The organism is Nonomuraea longicatena (assembly GCF_039525605.1).
In the GTDB taxonomy this organism is placed as follows: Bacteria; Actinomycetota; Actinomycetes; order Streptosporangiales; family Streptosporangiaceae; genus Nonomuraea; species Nonomuraea longicatena.
This window is the reverse complement of sequence record NZ_BAAAHQ010000001.1, coordinates 297,081-312,576: the sequence shown is the minus strand read 5'-3', so window position 1 is coordinate 312,576 and position 15,496 is coordinate 297,081. Positions and strand designations below refer to the sequence as shown.

11 protein-coding genes are annotated in these 15,496 nt (G+C 72.5%); 6 read left to right on the top strand and 5 right to left on the bottom strand.

The window, feature by feature from the left end; all coding sequences use genetic code 11:
* Both ABD120_RS01385 and ABD120_RS01380 read right to left on the bottom strand, forming a co-directional pair.
* A partial coding sequence (locus ABD120_RS01385) for an inositol monophosphatase family protein (protein WP_343947783.1) occupies window positions 1-672 on the bottom strand: 672 nt, incomplete at its 3' end.
* Window positions 669-2,639 carry a S9 family peptidase gene (locus ABD120_RS01380; RefSeq protein WP_343947782.1) on the bottom strand — a complete coding sequence of 657 codons (1,971 nt, stop codon included), beginning with the start codon at window positions 2,637-2,639 and terminating at the stop codon, window positions 669-671. The genes ABD120_RS01385 and ABD120_RS01380, both read right to left, overlap by 4 nt.
* Before the next feature lie 64 nt (window positions 2,640-2,703).
* Here ABD120_RS01380 and ABD120_RS01375 point away from each other — a divergent pair, with 64 nt between their 5' ends.
* Entirely contained in the window at window positions 2,704-3,618 is a 915-nt protein-coding gene (locus ABD120_RS01375; RefSeq protein WP_343947781.1) for a ferrochelatase, read from the top strand.
* Here the strand turns inward: ABD120_RS01375 and ABD120_RS01370 are convergent.
* The gene (locus tag ABD120_RS01370; RefSeq protein WP_343947780.1) at window positions 3,609-4,838 is read right to left on the bottom strand and encodes a lytic transglycosylase domain-containing protein; all 1,230 of its coding nucleotides are present in this window, start codon (window positions 4,836-4,838) and stop codon (window positions 3,609-3,611) included. The genes ABD120_RS01375 and ABD120_RS01370 overlap by 10 nt on opposite strands.
* Before the next feature lie 117 nt (window positions 4,839-4,955).
* Between ABD120_RS01370 and ABD120_RS01365 the strand changes: the two genes are divergently transcribed.
* The 3 genes from ABD120_RS01365 (at window position 4,956) to ABD120_RS01355 (ending at window position 8,269) form a co-directional block, all read left to right on the top strand.
* Window positions 4,956-6,119 carry an MFS transporter gene (locus ABD120_RS01365; RefSeq protein WP_343947779.1) on the top strand — a complete coding sequence of 388 codons (1,164 nt, stop codon included), beginning with the start codon at window positions 4,956-4,958 and terminating at the stop codon, window positions 6,117-6,119.
* A gap of 107 nt (window positions 6,120-6,226) precedes the next feature.
* Window positions 6,227-6,940 carry a polysaccharide deacetylase family protein gene (locus ABD120_RS01360; protein ID WP_343947778.1) on the top strand — a complete coding sequence of 238 codons (714 nt, stop codon included), beginning with the start codon at window positions 6,227-6,229 and terminating at the stop codon, window positions 6,938-6,940.
* A gap of 51 nt (window positions 6,941-6,991) precedes the next feature.
* Window positions 6,992-8,269, top strand: a complete 1,278-nt coding sequence (locus ABD120_RS01355; RefSeq protein ID WP_343947777.1) for a D-arabinono-1,4-lactone oxidase — start codon at window positions 6,992-6,994, stop codon at window positions 8,267-8,269.
* Window positions 8,270-8,442: 173 nt separating this feature from the next.
* Here the strand turns inward: ABD120_RS01355 and ABD120_RS01350 are convergent, their stop codons facing one another.
* Entirely contained in the window at window positions 8,443-9,129 is a 687-nt protein-coding gene (locus ABD120_RS01350) for a hypothetical protein (RefSeq protein ID WP_343947776.1), read from the bottom strand.
* 131 nt (window positions 9,130-9,260) lie between these two features.
* Here ABD120_RS01350 and ABD120_RS01345 point away from each other — a divergent pair, with 131 nt between their 5' ends.
* On the top strand, window positions 9,261-10,376 hold the full coding sequence (locus ABD120_RS01345; protein WP_343947775.1) for a S8 family peptidase: 1,116 nt from the start codon (window positions 9,261-9,263) through the stop codon (window positions 10,374-10,376).
* A gap of 161 nt (window positions 10,377-10,537) precedes the next feature.
* On the top strand, window positions 10,538-13,369 hold the full coding sequence (sepH, locus tag ABD120_RS01340; protein ID WP_343947774.1) for a septation protein SepH: 2,832 nt from the start codon (window positions 10,538-10,540) through the stop codon (window positions 13,367-13,369).
* 257 nt (window positions 13,370-13,626) lie between these two features.
* On the opposite strand, the gene ABD120_RS01335 is transcribed toward sepH, so the two are convergent.
* Window positions 13,627-15,288, bottom strand: a complete 1,662-nt coding sequence (locus tag ABD120_RS01335; protein ID WP_343947773.1) for a PH domain-containing protein — start codon at window positions 15,286-15,288, stop codon at window positions 13,627-13,629.
* Window positions 15,289-15,496: the final 208 nt, after the last annotated feature.

Sequence of the window (15,496 nt, the reverse complement as noted above, 5' to 3'; positions counted from 1 at the left end):
CCCCCCCCCCTCCTCGGCGATCGGCCCGGCGGCGGCGAGGTCCCAGACGTGGACGCCGCGCTCGTAGTAGGCGTCCACCCGCCCGGCCGCGACCGAGCACAGGTCGCTCGCGCACGCGCCGCCCCGGCGGATGTCGCGCACGCGCGGCAACAGCTCCGCCACCACCCGCCCCTGTACGGCCCGGCGCTCCGGCGCGTAGCCGAACCCGGTGGCGACCAGCGCCTGCGCGAGCGGCACCCCGGTGTTGCAGCGCAGCCGTTCGCCGCCCAGCCAGGCGCCCTCGCCGAGGGCGGCGGTGAAGACCTCGCCGCGCGGGACCACGTTGACGACCCCGGCGACCACCTGGCCCGCCGACTCGACGGCGATGGAGACGGCCCAGTCGGGCAGGCCGTACAGGAAGTTGACGGTGCCGTCTACGGGGTCGACGATCCAGCGCACGCCGCTGGTGCCGGGGGTGTCGCCGCCCTCCTCGCCGAGGATGCGGTCGTCGGGGCGGGCGGCGAGGATGCGGGAGCGGATCAGCTCCTCCGAGGCCCGGTCGAGGGCGGTGACGACATCGGTCGGACTGGACTTGGTCTCGACGCCGGAGGGCGTCAGGCTGGGGCGTTTGGCCAGCAGCATCTCACCGGCCTCGCGGGCGATGTCCTCGGCCAGGCTCAGGAGCGCGTTCATGCGACGGAGTCCGGGCGCTTCCACTCCCGGCCGAGCACGTGGTGGCCGAGGAAGGCGAGGACGGTCTCGTACCAGGCGACGATGTTGCCCGGTTTGAGGATCCAGTGGTTCTCGTCGGGGAAGTAGAGGAACTTCGACTCGACGTCGGTGCGCCGCAGGTCCCACCACAGGCGCAGGGCCTCGCCGATGGGCACGCGGTAGTCCTTGTCGCCGTGGATGACCAGCATCGGGGTGTCGATCCGCTCCAGCGACAGGTGCGGCGACAGGCGCGTGTAGCTCTCGGAGCCGGGGGCGCCGAACTCGCGCTGCCAGTACGCCGCCGCGTCGGTGGTGCCGGCGAACTGGTCGAGGTGCCACAGCGAGGCGTGGGTGACGATGGCCAGGTAGCGGTCGCTGTGCCCGGCCAGCCAGTTGGCCATGTAGCCGCCGAAGGAACCGCCCATGGCGGCGATCCGCTCACGGTCGACGTCGGGCCGGTCGAGGGTGGCGTCGACGATCGCGTCGAGGTCGGCCTGCGTGCGGGGACCCCAGTCGCCCCAGCCTCTGTCGATCATCGCCTGGCCGTAGCCGGTGGACATGGCCGGGTCCGGCAGCAGGACCGCGTAGCCCGCCTGGGTCATGATCCACGGGTTCCACCGCCACTGCCAGTCGTTCCACGAGCCGAGGGGCCCGCCGTGGATCCACAGCAGGAGCGGGGCCGGGTCGTCGGCGCTCGCGCCCTCGGGCAGCGCCAGCCAGCCGCGTACGGTGACCCCGTCGTCGGCGGTGGCCGACACCTCGGTGAGCGTGCCGGGCAGTTCGGGCCGGGCGGCGGGCGAGGGCAGGCCGGTGACGGCGCCCGTGGCGGCGTCGACGCGGGCCGGGCCCATCGGGTGGGTGAGCGAGCTGTGCAGCACGTAGAGGCCGTCGGCACCGGCGTTGAGGCCGAGGTAGGCGGCGTCGTCGTGGGTGAGGCGGGTGCTCTCGCCGTCGAGGGGGACGTGGAAGATCGGCCTTCTGCCCTGGTGGTCGGCGGCGATGTAGACGGCGGCCGAGTCCGGCGCCCAGGCCAGGTCGAGGGGGAACAGGTCGGGCGCGTACGTGCGGCCCGCACCGGTGGCCAGGTCGCCGATCCACAGCTCGGTACGGGCCGAGACCTCCTGCGAGGTGTGGCGCTGCCGGGTGGCGGCGATCCTCGTGCCGTCGGGGGAGATCCGCAGCGGCCCGGCGTGGTCGGCGCCGTCGTCGGTGAGGAGGGTGCGGCGCTCGCCGGTGGCGACGTCGACGGCGACCAGGTCGTACCGTTCCTGCCCGCCGGGCAGGGCGGTGCGCCAGGTGGTGACGACGGTGGCGGCGTCGGGGGTGAGCGCGAAGTCGAGGTTGCGCAGTGCGTCGCCCGCGTCCGGTGTCAGGTCGCGCACGTCCGCCAGGCGGTCGCCGGTGAGCCGCCCGGCGAACAGGCGGGTACGGCCGGGGCCGAGGTCGTGGTCCCAGTAGCGCACGGGGTAGCCCTCGTGCAGGATCGCGCTGGTCCCGGCGTCCTTTCTGGCCTTTCGGCGCTCGGCCTCCGCGGACTCCTCGCCGTCGAGGACGTCGGCGGCGAAGACGACGGTGTCGCCGGCGGTCCTGAAGGCGGCGACACCGCCCGGCCGCTCGGCGATCCTGCGGGCCTCGCCGCCGGCGCGCGGCAGCAGCCACAGGGCGGCGCCGTTCTCGCCGTCGTCCCCGGCGGTCGGGTCGGGGCGGGCGGAGGTGAACAGCACGTCGCCGGCGGAGGTGAAGTCCGCGGCGCTCTCGCCCTTGGCCGACCTGGTCAGCCGGTACGGCTCACCGCCCTCGGTGACGGCCCACAGGGCGGTGCCGTAGGACTTGCCGTCGGGATTCAACGACTGGACGACGCAGACGAGGCGGGAGCCGTCAGGAGCGAGCTTGAGGGACAGGATCCGGGGAATGGCCACATAGTCGCGGATGTCGTTGAATGCGCTCACCCGATCGAACCTACCGCAGGTGCCCGGAAGCCGACCTCCCCCTGACACCCCTACGCTTGCGGGTGTGGGACACTACGACGCTCTGCTGATCCTGTCGTTCGGCGGCCCCGAAGGGCCCGACGACGTGATGCCCTTCCTCGAGAACGTGGTGCGCGGCCGGGGCGTGCCGCGCAAGCGTCTTGAGGAGGTCGCCGAGCACTACCTGGGCTTCGGCGGGATCAGCCCGATCAATCAGCAGAACCGCGACCTCGTCGAGGCGCTCGCGCCGACGCTGGACGTGCCGGTCTACTGGGGCAACCGCAACTGGCACCCGTACGGCGAGGACACCGTGCGGCGGATGCGCGAGGACGGCGTGCGCAGGGCGGCGGTCTTCGCCACCTCCGCCTTCGCCGGATACTCCTCCTGCCGCCAGTATTACGAGGACATCGCCCGCATCTCCCTGCCCGACGGGCCCGAACTGGTCAAACTCCCCCATTACGGCGACCGGCCCGGCTTCGTCGAGGCGATGGCCGACCGGGTGCGCGAGGCGCTGGCGCGGCTCGGCCGCGACGACGCGCGGCTGGTCTTCACCGCCCACAGCATCCCGCTCGCCCACGCGCGCGGCGCGTACGAGAGCGAGCTGCTGCGCAGCGCCGAGCTGGTCAACAGGGCGCTGGGGCGCGGTGGGGAATGGGATCTCGTGTGGCAGTCGCGCAGCGGGCCGCCGCAGGTGCCGTGGCTGGAGCCGGACGTCTGCGACCATCTGCGCGAGGTGAAGGCCGACTCGGTGGTGCTGGTGCCGATCGGGTTCGTCTCCGACCACATGGAGGTCGTCTACGACCTCGACACCGAGGCCAGGCAGGTCGCGGCGGACATCGGGCTGCCGATGGAGCGGGCGGGCACGGTGGGCACGCATCCGGCGTTCGTCCGCATGGTGGGCGAGCTGATGGCGGGGCCGGAGCCGGTGCCGTGCTCGGTCGAGACCTGCCCTCAGGTGTAGTCGCGGGCGTACGCCTGCGCGTACCCCATCACCTTGTCCACGTACGACCAGGAGTGGTTGTAGAACCAGATCGCCTTGCGTAGCTTCTGGCCGCCCTTGCCCGCGCCGTTGGCACACAGGTAGTTGGCGGCGCCGGGCACCGCGTCGTACGGGCTCCAGATGTCCTTCTTGCCGTCGGCGTCGCCGTCCACGCCGTAGGCCCGCCAGGTGGCGGGCATGAACTGCATCGGGCCGAGCGCGCCCGCGCTGGAGGGCCCGTTGTTGCGGCCGTGTCTGCTCTCCACGAAGCCGATCGCGGCGAGAACGGTCCACGACAGGCCCGGACAGCGGGTCGCGGCCTGCTTGTAGAGGTCGAGGTAGTTGCCCGGCCTGCCGGGCGTCCCGGCGGCGGGCGGCCCGGGTGTGTCGGGCGTGTCGGGCGTGTCGGGTGTCACGGCGGCGGGCGGCTCCGGCGCTTTGCCGCCGTCGAGGGCGATGACCTGGGCGCCCTCGCCGAGCAGGCCGGCGACGCCGCCGGTGCCGACGCGGCCCTCCTTGCCGTGCAGGAGCACGGCGACCTCGGGGGCGAGTCCGAGTTCGCGGCCGCGCGCGACGCTGACGAGGCCGTCGATGCCCTTCAGCCCGAGTGCCGCCGAGGCGGCCAGGCGCAACCGGGGGCCGCCGTCGACCTGGTACTCCGCGCCCAGGACCATGCCCAGCCTGCTCGCCGCCGAGGTCTCGGCGACGAGTTCGCCGCGTTCGAGCGCGCTCCACACGGCGGGCTCGCCCGCCACGGCCTCCGGCGTCCAGGAACGGAACTCGGCCGGGTCGACGGCCAGCAGGTTGAGGCCGGTTCCCGCGATCTTGACGACGCCCGCGTCGGCGACGGCGACCTTCTGCACGTGCTGGAGCCTGCCGAGGGCGAATCGGGTCTGCTTGGGCACGGCGTCGCGCGCGATGGCCAGCACCCTGGGCGGGGTGGGCGTGATGCCCGGCCCGCCCTTGCCGAACTGCTGCACCTGCTGGGGCTGTTGGGCCTGCTGGGGCGTGAGTTGCTCCAGCCGTTCGGGCTCCCCTGACGGCTGAGCGGACGGCTGGGCGTCGGTGACCCGCTGGGGCGTGTCCTGGCCGGCGGGCAGGTCGTCGCGCGAGAGGACGAGCACGACCGCGGTGGTCGCCGCGACGACGCCGACGGCGCTCAGCAGCGACAGCACCGGACGGCGCGCGGGAAGAGCGGACACCCGGGACACGTTACCGAAAACCGGTTGCTGTTCCATGGTTCCTTACAAGAAGGTTTAACAGCGATAAAGGGGGAAATCGTGGTCGGGTCCTATCGAGGTCTGTTCAGCCAACCAGGTGTGAAGGGCTTCGTCCTCGCAGGATTCATCGCCCGTTTCCCCATCTCGATGCTCGGTATCGGCATCGTTCTGCTGATCTCCGAGCTCACCGACTCCTATGCCACGGCCGGCGCCGTCGCCGCCCTGGTCAACGCCAGTTACGCGCTCGCCGCGCCGTTCTCCGGGCGGCTGGCCGACCGGTTGGGGCAGGCCCGGGTGATCGTCCCCGTGGTGCTGTTCAACGCGCTGGCGATGGTGGCGCTGATGCTGAGCGTGGGTTTCCGGCTGCCCCAGTGGACCTTGTACGTCACCGCCTTGCTCGTGGGCATGACGATGCTGTCGATCGGGTCGATGGTGCGCGCCCGCTGGTCCACCCTGCACGGCGGGTCACCCCGGCTGCACACCGCCTTCGCCTTCGAGTCCGTCGCCGACGAGGTCATCTTCGTGACCGGCCCGGCCGCCGTGACACTGCTGGCCACCTATGTCAATCCGTTCGCGGGACTGATCGTCGCCATGGTGGCGATGGTCGGCGGGTCGCTGGCGCTGGCCGGCCAGCGGCGCACGCAGCCGCCGATCGTGGCGACCCGGGCCGGCGGCCGCAGCCCCATCCTCATCCCCGGCGTCGCACTGCTGGCCGTGGTCTACCTGGGGGTGGGCGCGGTGTTCGGCTCGGTGGACCTGATCACGGTGGCCTTCGCCGAGGAGAACGACGCCAAGAGCGCGGCGGGCTTCCTGCTGGCGGCCTTCGCGGGCGGCTCGATGGTGTCCGGGCTGTGGTTCGGCTCGCGCACCTGGCGGATCTCGCTGCGCGGCCGGTTCGTGCGCGCGCTCGGCATCTTCGCGGTCGGCCTGCTGCCGATCGCGTTCGTCCAGGAGACGTGGGTGATGGCGATCGCGCTGTTCGTCGCGGGCCTGGCCATCTCGCCGACGCTCATCACGGGGTTCTCGCTCACCGAGCGCATGGTGCCGCAGGCGCTGCTCACCGAGGGCATGGCGTGGATCTCGACCTCGATCGGGTTCGGCGTGGCCCTCGGCGCGTGGGCGGGCGGCAGGCTGGCGGAGTCGTTCGGCGCCTCCAACGCCTACGGCTTCTCCCTCGGCGCCGCGCTGCTGGCGGTCGTGCTCGGCGTCGTGGGCTCGGGTCTGCTGCGGACCTCCGAGGTCTCCTCCCCCGCTCAGAGCTGATCCCTCCAGGTTTGCTGAGGATTGCCGGGGCTTCTTCTCCCGTCCGGAATGATCCGCTACGGTCGAAAGATCCCTCAAGCAACTCCCTCAACAATGGAAGCTTCGTTATGTCCCGACAATTTTTCTCACTCCTGGCCATCGCGGCTGTCACCGTCACCCTGGCGCAGTCACCCGCAGCGGCGGCGCCGGCCGAGGTCGACTGCGCCGAGGCCAAGTGCATCGCGCTGACCTTCGACGACGGACCGGGCCAGCACGCCGGCAAGCTCCTCGACACGCTGAAGCGGCACAACGCCAAGGCGACGTTCTTCCTCCAGGGGCAGTACGTCAAGAGCCGCCCGGCCTTCGCCAAGCGCATGGCCAAGGAGGGCCACGAGCTCGGCAACCACAGCTACACCCACAAGGACTTCACCAAGATCAGTGCGTCGGCCATGCGCACCGAGATCCAGAAGACCCAGGACATCGTCGCCAAGACGACGGGGGTGACGCCCAAGCTGCTGCGTCCGCCGTACGGGATGACCGACCTGCAGACCTCGGACGTGGCGGGCGAGCTCGGCATGCCGCAGATCCTGTGGACGGGCGGCTCGCGTGACTGGGAGAGCAAGAACGAGGAGGCGATCAAGAAGCAGGTCCTCTCGGTGGCCCAGCCCGACGGCATCATCCTCATGCACGACTGGGTCGAGCAGACCGTGACCTCGATGTCGGCGATCGTCAAGACGCTCCAGAACAAGGGGTACACGCTGGTGACGGTGTCCACCCTGATCAAGGACAAGGGCGTGAAGGCGGGCGACGCGTACCCGCTTCCTGCGGGCTGGCAGAACTGAGTATCGTTCACGTTTGACGGAACGCCGCTCCAGCTCCCCCAGGGGGTGCGCATGGTCTTCACGAACTGGGCCCGCAACCAGGCAGGCACCCCCGCCGAAGTGCGAGCGCCCGCGTCGGCCGCCGACGTGGTGCGCGCCGTCGAGGACGCCGCCGCCTCCGGGCGGCGGGTCCGCATGATCGGGACGGGCCACTCCTTCACCGGGGTGGCCCTCACCGACGGCATCATGCTCACCCCCGCTGCGCTGACCGGCGTGCGCTCCTGGGGCGCGGACCGGGTCACCGTCCTCGCCGGGACCCCGCTCAACGAGCTCAACGCGCTCCTGCACGCGCGCGGGCTGGCCCTGGCCAACATGGGCGACATCACCGAGCAGACCGTCGCCGGAGCCATCCAGACCGGTACCCACGGCACCGGCCGCGACTCCGGCGGCCTCGCCGACCAGGTGCTCGAACTTGAGATGGTGCTCGCGGACGGCACCCTCGCCACCGTCACGCCCGGCGAGGACCTGTTCGACGCCGCCCGCGTCGCGCTCGGCGCGCTCGGCGTGATCACCGCCGTCACCCTCGCCGTGGAGCCCGCCTTCCTCCTGCGCAACCGGCGCCGCCGCATGGGCCTCAGCCGGATCCTCGACTCGCTCGACGCGCTCACCTCGGAGAACGAGCACCTCGACTTCTTCTGGCTGCCGCACACCGACACCTGCCTGGTCAAGACCAACAACCGCGATCAGGGCCCGGCGCGGCCACCCGGCGCCGCCAGGCAGTGGCTCGACACGGTCTTCCTGGAGAACACCCTGTTCGGGGCGGCGTGCGCGCTCGGCGCCCGCGCGCCGGGGCTGATCCCGCGCATCAACGCGGTCAGCGCGGCGGCGCTCGGCGAGTCCGAGTCCGTGGACGCCTCCTACCGGGTGTTCACGGCGCGGCGGGACGTGCGGTTCCTGGAGATGGAGTACGCGGTGCCGCGCGAGCACCTGGCGCAGGCGCTGCGGGAGACGCGGGACCTGGTGGAGCGGATGGACTGGCGGATCACGTTCCCGGTGGAGGTGCGGGTGACGCCGCCGTCGTCGGCGTGGCTGTCGACGGCCTACGGGCGGGCGACCGCGTACATCGCCTGCCATGTGTACCGGCGGACGCCGAATCCCGAGTACTTCGCGGGGGTGGAGGACATCATGACCCGGCTGTCGGGACGGCCGCACTGGGGCAAACTCCACACGATGCGGGCGGAGTACCTGGCGGGGGTGTATCCACGCTTCACCGACTTCACCGCCCTGCGCGCGGCCCTCGACCCGCACCGCCTGTTCACCAACCCATACCTGGATACCGTCCTGGGCTGATCCCGCCCGAGTGTGCGGCGGGCCACGGGTAAGAGCGGAGTCGTCGCGGCGGGACGGAGCGCGGGGAGGAGCGTGTTCCTGGAGGCCGCCGGGCGGAGTGCGGTGGGTGGCGTGAGGGTGGCGGGAGCCGTGACGGATGCGTCTGTCTGTTGCCCCAAGGGAGAGATGACCGCTCAGGGGGCGGTCGTCGGCGTCTCGTCCGGAGGGACGGAGTCAGCCGGAGGCTCCGGCCCTGTCGGCTCCGACGACGGCTCCGACGACGGCTCGGGGGGCGCCGACGGCGTCACCGGAGGTTCGGGAGTCTTCGTGGGCGGGTTCGTGGGGGCCTTCGTGGGGGTCCGGGATGGAGTCGGGGTGGGAGTTGGCGTCGGCGTCCGGGCGGGCGGCTCCGAGGACGGCGGTGCGGGCGGGTGCGGGTCCTCGGTGGGTTTGCCGGGCTTCTCCTGCACCGGCGCGCGCTGCGGCTCGGACGCCGGCGGCCTGCGTCCCGGCAACTGGTCGGCCACCAGCGCCCCGCTGGCCATCTGGTACGCCACGATCGTCCCCATGCTGATCGCGAACACCAGCGCCGCCGCCACCCCCAGCTTCAGCCACGGCAGCGGGCGCCGCCGTACCGGCGCCGGCTCCTCCCCGTCGTCATGCCGGTGGACGTGCTCCTTGACCTTCTCCCCTGTCCGCTTCAGGTAGTGCGTGTAGATCGCGCCCCCGACGGTGGTGCCGACGCTGGCGACCGCGGCGCCGATCACCGTGCCCGCCACGCCCAGATACGACGCGGCCACCGCGGCCGTCACCGCCGCCAGGGCGCCACCGAGGACCTGCGGCACGCTCAGCTCGAACTTCCGCCGCGGCTCGCCGCTCATCCCCCTGATCAGTCCCCTCTTGTCATACGCTCGGTAAAGAGCTGTCTCGTGAATAGACGCGGTCGCGTGTCCCGTTGTTCCTGTGACGTGTACGACAGGAAGGCTCGACGGCCGTGCCCCGCCGATACGCCTTGACCTCTGTCTATGCCGCCGCGGCCGTGGCCACGGCCGTCACGACCGTCGCCCCGCTCGCCGCCACGCCTCCCGCTTCGGGCCTCGCGGCGCGGCCGGACGCCAGAGAGCCCACGCACGCCTACATCGTCACCGCGCGTGATCGCCCCGCCGCCCGTGAACTGGTCCGTGAGGCCCGCTGGCGGGTGCGCCGCTACTACACGGCCGTGCTGCCGGGCTTCGCCGCGCTCCTCACGGACGCCCAGGCCGCCGAACTGCGCTCCGACGCCCGCGTCCGCTCGCTCGAACCCGACGGCCGCGTCCTGCCCATGACCGGCTGGGGGCTCGACCGCCTCGACGAGCGCCTGCTGCCGCTCGACGGCCGCTTCCGCAGGAGCGCCACCGGGCGCGGCGTCACCGTGTACGTCCTCGACGGCGGCGTCGACGTCTCCCACCGCGAGTTCGGCGACCGGGCCTGGCGGGCCTTCGACGCCACCGGCGGGCGCGGCGAGGACTGCGGCGGGCACGGCACCCACGTCGCGGGCCTGGCCGCCGGACGCACCCACGGCGTCGCGCCCCAGGCGAAGGTCGCGTCGGTGAAGGTGCTGGGCTGCGAGTCCGGCTCGGTCTCCGACGTCATCGCCGGCATCGACTGGGTACGGCGCCACGCCAGAGGACCCGCCGTCGCCAGCCTCGCCTTCGCCGGGGCGCCGTCCGCCGCGCTCGACACCGCTGTGACCAGACTCACCCGCTCCGGCGTCCTCGCCGTCGCCGCTGCCGGCAACGGCGACGCCTCGGCCTGCGGCTTCTCGCCCGCGCGCAAGGCGTTCGCGGTGGCCGCCTCCGGCGCGGACGACACGCGCGCGCCGTTCTCCAACCACGGCTCCTGCGTCGACCTGTACGCCCCCGGCGTCGGAGTCCGCTCCGCCTGGCCCGGCGACGACGCGAGGACCCTCAGCGGTACCTCCGCCTCGGCGGCTCACGTGGCGGGCGCCGCCGCTCTCTACCTGGAGTCCCATCGCGGTTCCGGCGCCGCCGCGCTCGCGTCCTGGCTGAAGTTCTCGGCGACTCGGGACGCGATTCACGACAATCCCTCACAGACGCCCAACCTCCTGTTGCACTCGGGTGGACTGTAGAGAGGATGGAAACCCTAAATGTGACCGGCGTCACATCGTTTGGGGAGGATCCCAGGAAGGCGATGTTCGGACATGCCGGGTACGGTGCTGGCAGGCAACCGGCACACGCGAGAGACTCAAGGGTCCGGGGGAAGAATGAGCACGCTGACGAAGGGACTCGCATGCAGGAGCTCCGACTCGTCGCGGTGAGTGAGGACGGCACCTATCTCGTCCTGGCGACAGCCGGGCGGGGTACGCGGTTCACACTTCCCGTGGACGACCGGCTCCGCGCTGCCGTCCGCGGAAACTTCTCCCGTCTCGGCCAGTACGAGATCGAAGTGGAGAGTCCGTTGCGCCCCAAGGAGATCCAGGCCCGTATCCGGGCCGGAGAGACCGCGGAGGAGATCGCCGCGACCGCCGGTATCCCGGTCGAGCGCGTCCGCTGGTTCGAGGGCCCCGTGCTCCAGGAGCGGGAGTACGTCGCCCAGCAGGCGCAACGCGTCGCCGTCCGCATGCCGGGAGAGTCCTCTCCGGGCCCGACGCTCGGCGAACTCGTCGCCGAGCGGCTCACCAGGCGCGGCGTCCCCACCGACGAGATCGACTGGGACTCCGCCAAGCGCGACGACGGCCTGTGGCGCGTCAAGCTCGGCTACGTCTGGAACGGTCACACCCGCCACGCCGAATGGCTCTTCGACCCGCGCAAGCGGCACGTGACCCCGCACGACGACGAGTCCATGCGGCTGTCGTCGGCCGACTTCGACCCGAACCCGCCCGCCGAGGACACCACCGTCACCCCGTTCGCGCCGCGCCCCGGGAAGCTGCAGCCGGTCCCGCCGCTGCCGTCGTTCCCGTCCGTCGTGCGCCACGACCCGTCCGGACCTCGGCAGGAGCCGCCGTCCGTCATCCGCCACGAGCCGCCCGCGGTGGCCCGTCCCACCGCATCGCACGACTCCATGGGACGGCACGACGAGCCGTACTCGCCGGGCGCGAGGGCATACCCGTCCGACGCGCGGGACTTCTCTCGCCATGAGGGCGGGTACGGCGAGCCTCGGGCGTTCACCCGCGAAGGGGACTACTCGCGTGGGAACGCGATGCCGGGGCACGAGGCGCCCGCCGGTCCGGCCCGGCACCCGTCCCAGAACCCGATCATGACAGGGGAGCTCCGCCCGGGGGACGTTCGCTCCGGGAACGCGCGTTCCGCCGAGTTCCGCCCCGGCGGCCCGCGCGTGGGCGACGCCCGCCTGGGTGACGCCCGGCCCGGTGACCTTCTGCCCGGTGACGCCCGCGATCCCCGGCCCGGTGACCTTCTGCCCGGCGACCTGGGCCAGGACTCCCGTGCCGACGGTGTGTGGGGTGACGACGTCCGCGCCGGGGAGGCTCGGCGGTCGGCGCCGTCCGCCTGGCACCCGGACTTGTCCTCGGACGGCAGGCCCGGGCGGGCGGCGCCGCAGGAGCCTGAGTCCATCTACGCTCCCGCCCCGCCGCAGCAGGAGACCTCGCCGTCCCCGGCGCCTTCACAGCCGCCCCTGCCCACCGCACCCGTCCAACCTGCGGCGTCCGTCCAGCCGGTGGGACCCGTTTCGCCGGTGGCACCGCTCCAGGTTGCGCCCGCCCAGCCAGCGCCCGTCCAGGTTGCGCCCGTCCAGCCGGCGCCGGTCCAGGTTGCGGCACCGGCCCAGCAGGAGGCACCTGAGCGGCAGGTGAGCGAGGCCGCCGAGAGCACGCACGTCGGAGCGCCTGTGGCCGCCGAGCAGTCGCCCGCCGAGGTGGCGGCCGAGGCGCCTGTTTCCGCGCCCGCCGAAACCAAGGCCGAGGCAGAGACACCCACGGCCGCACCGGTGCAGGACAAGCCGGCGACCGTGACGACCGAGTCCAAGGCAACCGAGGCCGGGGCTGTCGAGGCCGGGGCTGTCGAGGCTGAGGCAGCGCGGCCCGAGGTCGTCAGTGGAGCGCCCGTTGAGGCTGCGGCTGAGACGCCCGCCTCTGCACCGGCGGAGGCACCTGCCTCCGCCGAGGTCGCCGCTGAGACACCCGCCTCCGCCGAGGTCGCGGTCGCGGTCGCCACCTCCGCTGAGGTCGCGGTCGAGGAGCCCACCTCCGCTGAAGGTGGGGCGCAGGCCCCCGACTCCGTGCACACCGAGGTCACGGCCCAGGCACCGGCTTCCGTCAACGCTGAGGTCCCCGCCGAGACCTCAGCCTCCGTACACATCGAGGTCGCGGCTGAGGCACCTGCCTCCACGCCCGCCGACACCGAAGCCGAGGCAGGGACACACACGGCCGCGCCTGCGGAGGACGCGGCTGCGGCTCGGAAGCCCGAGACCGAGCCTGCCGAAACGGCCAAGCCTGCCGTCGCAGAGCAGGCCCCTGCCGGAGCGCGGCCCGAGGCCGAGGCTGCTGTGACGGCCGAGCGGCCTGGGGCAGTCACCGATGGACAGCCTGGCGCCGAGCCTGGTGACAGTACTGCGGAACAGACTGTGGTGGCCGAGGCCGCAAAGGTCGAGACTGCGACGGTCGAGACTGCGATGGTCGAGGCCCCGACGGTCGAGGCCCCGACGGTCCATGCGGCCGAGGCCGAGGCCGCCGAGGTTGGGGCCGCCGAGGTTGGGGCCGCCGAGGTTGGGACCTCGACGGTCAAGGCGCCGGTTGAGGCGCCGGTTGAGCAGGGCACGGAGACCGTGGCGGCAGCGGCCGCAGCCGTACCGCAGGAGGCATCGCCCGAGGCGTCCGTCGAGGCGGTCGCCGAGGAGAAGCCTGCGGTTCCCGCAGCGCGGGCCGCCGAAGAGGACGTGAAGAGCGAGCCCACGTCCAAGGACAAGCGCGACGGCAAAGACGCCAAGCAGGGGGCCAGGGAAGACATGGAAAAGCGTCCGAAGCCCAAGGACACGCCTCCGGTTCCGGTGCCGTCACCGCCTCCCGCGCCCGCCGCGCGCCAGACGCGCAAGGGTTCGAGGGGTCGCCGCGCCTCGGTCCCCACGTGGGACGAGATCATGTTCGGCGCCCGCAAGCAGGACTGACCGCACCGCCCGGCATGACCGGGAACCCGGCCATGATGCCGAGACTGGACGCCCCTGGCCGGTCCTGACCGGGATCCCCGGACGGCACCCGGCCGGGACTCGCCCCTCATGGTGCCGGACCGGAGTCTCCACGCGGCGCCCGGCTCGGAGTCACGGGCACGGCACCGGGCTCGGAGTCACGGACCCGGGTCATCGCACGAGGCCGGACCGGGGCCACCGGAGGAGGCCGGATCTGGAGTCCTCCGGAGGTCGCGGGGTCAGGGGTTCTGTCGGGGTTCGGGGTGAACCACGAACGGGGCCAGCCAGTCCGGGGTGACCTCGGACGGGAACGACACCGCCTGGTCCCAGGAGACGTCGATGGCCGAGTAGCCGCCCTGGCCCGCGCCGACCCCGGCCGTCAGTGTGAGTACTCCGGCGCGGCGCTGGAACCAGGTCTGCCGCATCCGCCAGCCGACGACCGCACGCCGTTCCACCACCGCCTGGGCCCGGCGCAGCGAGCCTGAGCGGACGCTCAGCCGTACCCCGTCGTAGCCGTGTCCGAGGGAGTGATACCTGTCCAGCCCCAGCGGGACGCCGACGGCGGCGAGGAGCAGGGCGAGGGCCACCAGCGCCCACCAGCCGCCGACCTGGGTGAGGACGGCGACGAGTGCGGCCGAGGCGGCCAGCGCCAGCCACGGGGCGACCGCCCGGAACAGGCGCCGGTCGCGGGCCACCGGCGGGTGCGGGCGCAGCGGGGCCGTGTATGGGCCGATGGCGGTAGAGGTGACCTGCTCGGCGACCGCACGCGGTACGTCGGGCAGAAGCTGGCCCCTGGCCCGGGAGTCGCCGAGGCCGGTGACGATGGCCCAGGCACGGACGACTCCGGCCCAGCGTTCGGCGAGCCCGTCGGCGAGTTCGTAACCGCGCACTCTGCGCGATTCCAGAGAGACGCTGCGCCGGTTGACCAGGCCGCGCTCGGCGACGAGGTAGCCGTCTCTGTGCTTGAGGGTGAAGTCCCAGTTGAACACGGCGTACATGACGCCGCCGACGAACGGCATCGCGACGACGAGCAGGACGACGGCTGCCAGCAGCAGGTACGGCCGCTGCCACAGCCACTCTCCCAGGCTCCAGGCGGCGTCTCGGCCGAATCCCAGTTCGTCCCCCCACTGGAAGGCCAGGCCGATGGCGCCGCCTGCCAGGGCGAAGGGGGTGAGCAGGTACGCACCGGACAGCGGGCCGTACACGAGCCAGGCGCGCGGAACCCGAATGATCACGCGCTCGCCCTGTTCACGACTGTGCTCGGGATATCCGGGGCGCCCAGAGTGTCCTGCGCGTTCAGAATGCGCAGGGTGCCCGGGATGCGCAAGATATCCGGAGTGTCCGGGGAACACGGCGCCCCCGGGATGCTCGGGGTTTCCGGGATGATGCCCGGGATGCTCGGGGTATCCGGCGTGCGCGGGGTTCGCGGGCGTCTCGGCGGGCGCGACCGCCGGGGAGGGCGCGCGGCGGAGCAGGACGGACTTCAGTCGTTCGGCCTCTTCGACGGTGAGGCCGTCCAGTTCGCCTTCCTCCTCGCCGCCGCCCGCTCCGGTGTCCAGCTTGAGTACGGCGAGGCCGAGCAGCCGGTGCATCGGCGGAGTGGAGACGTCGACGCCCCTGATCCGCTCGATCGGGATCGTCCGGACAGACCTGCTGATCAGCGACCGTTTGATCTCCAGGCGGTCACCGATGATCCGATAACTGAAGGTGGCCCAGCGGACGACGGCGTACACAACGGTGCCGAGGACGCCCAGCGCCGCCCATACGAACGACCGCGTCGAGAATCCGCCGACGAACAGCACACCCACCAGCGGCAGGAGCAGCGAGGGCAGCATCCGCACCGGATCGATGAGCAGCACCTTGGGACTGAGCCGCATCGGCCCGCCCGTCGCGGGCGCCACGCCCGCCCCGCCCTCATGACCCGGCGCCCCTTCAGGCCCCTGCCCACCCTCAGACCCGGACCCGGACCCGGAGTCTGACGCCGCCCCAGGATCGGCCGCACTCTCGGGACCACGCGACGCATCAGCGCCCGGCGTGGGGGTGGGGCCGGGTGCGGGGTTCGGTGGGGAGGGTGGGGTGTGCGGAGGGTCCGAGGCAGGGTCTGGGGTG

Excerpts from the sequence above, each read along its gene's own strand:
- ABD120_RS01360 (WP_343947778.1), top strand. The coding sequence starts at position 6,227 with ATGTCCCGACAATTTTTCTCACTCCTGGCCATCGCGGCTGTCACCGTC.
- ABD120_RS01355 (WP_343947777.1), top strand. The coding sequence starts at position 6,992 with ATGGTCTTCACGAACTGGGCCCGCAACCAGGCAGGCACCCCCGCCGAA.
- ABD120_RS01350 (WP_343947776.1), bottom strand. The coding sequence starts at position 9,129 with ATGAGCGGCGAGCCGCGGCGGAAGTTCGAGCTGAGCGTGCCGCAGGTC.
- sepH (WP_343947774.1), top strand. The coding sequence starts at position 10,538 with ATGCAGGAGCTCCGACTCGTCGCGGTGAGTGAGGACGGCACCTATCTC.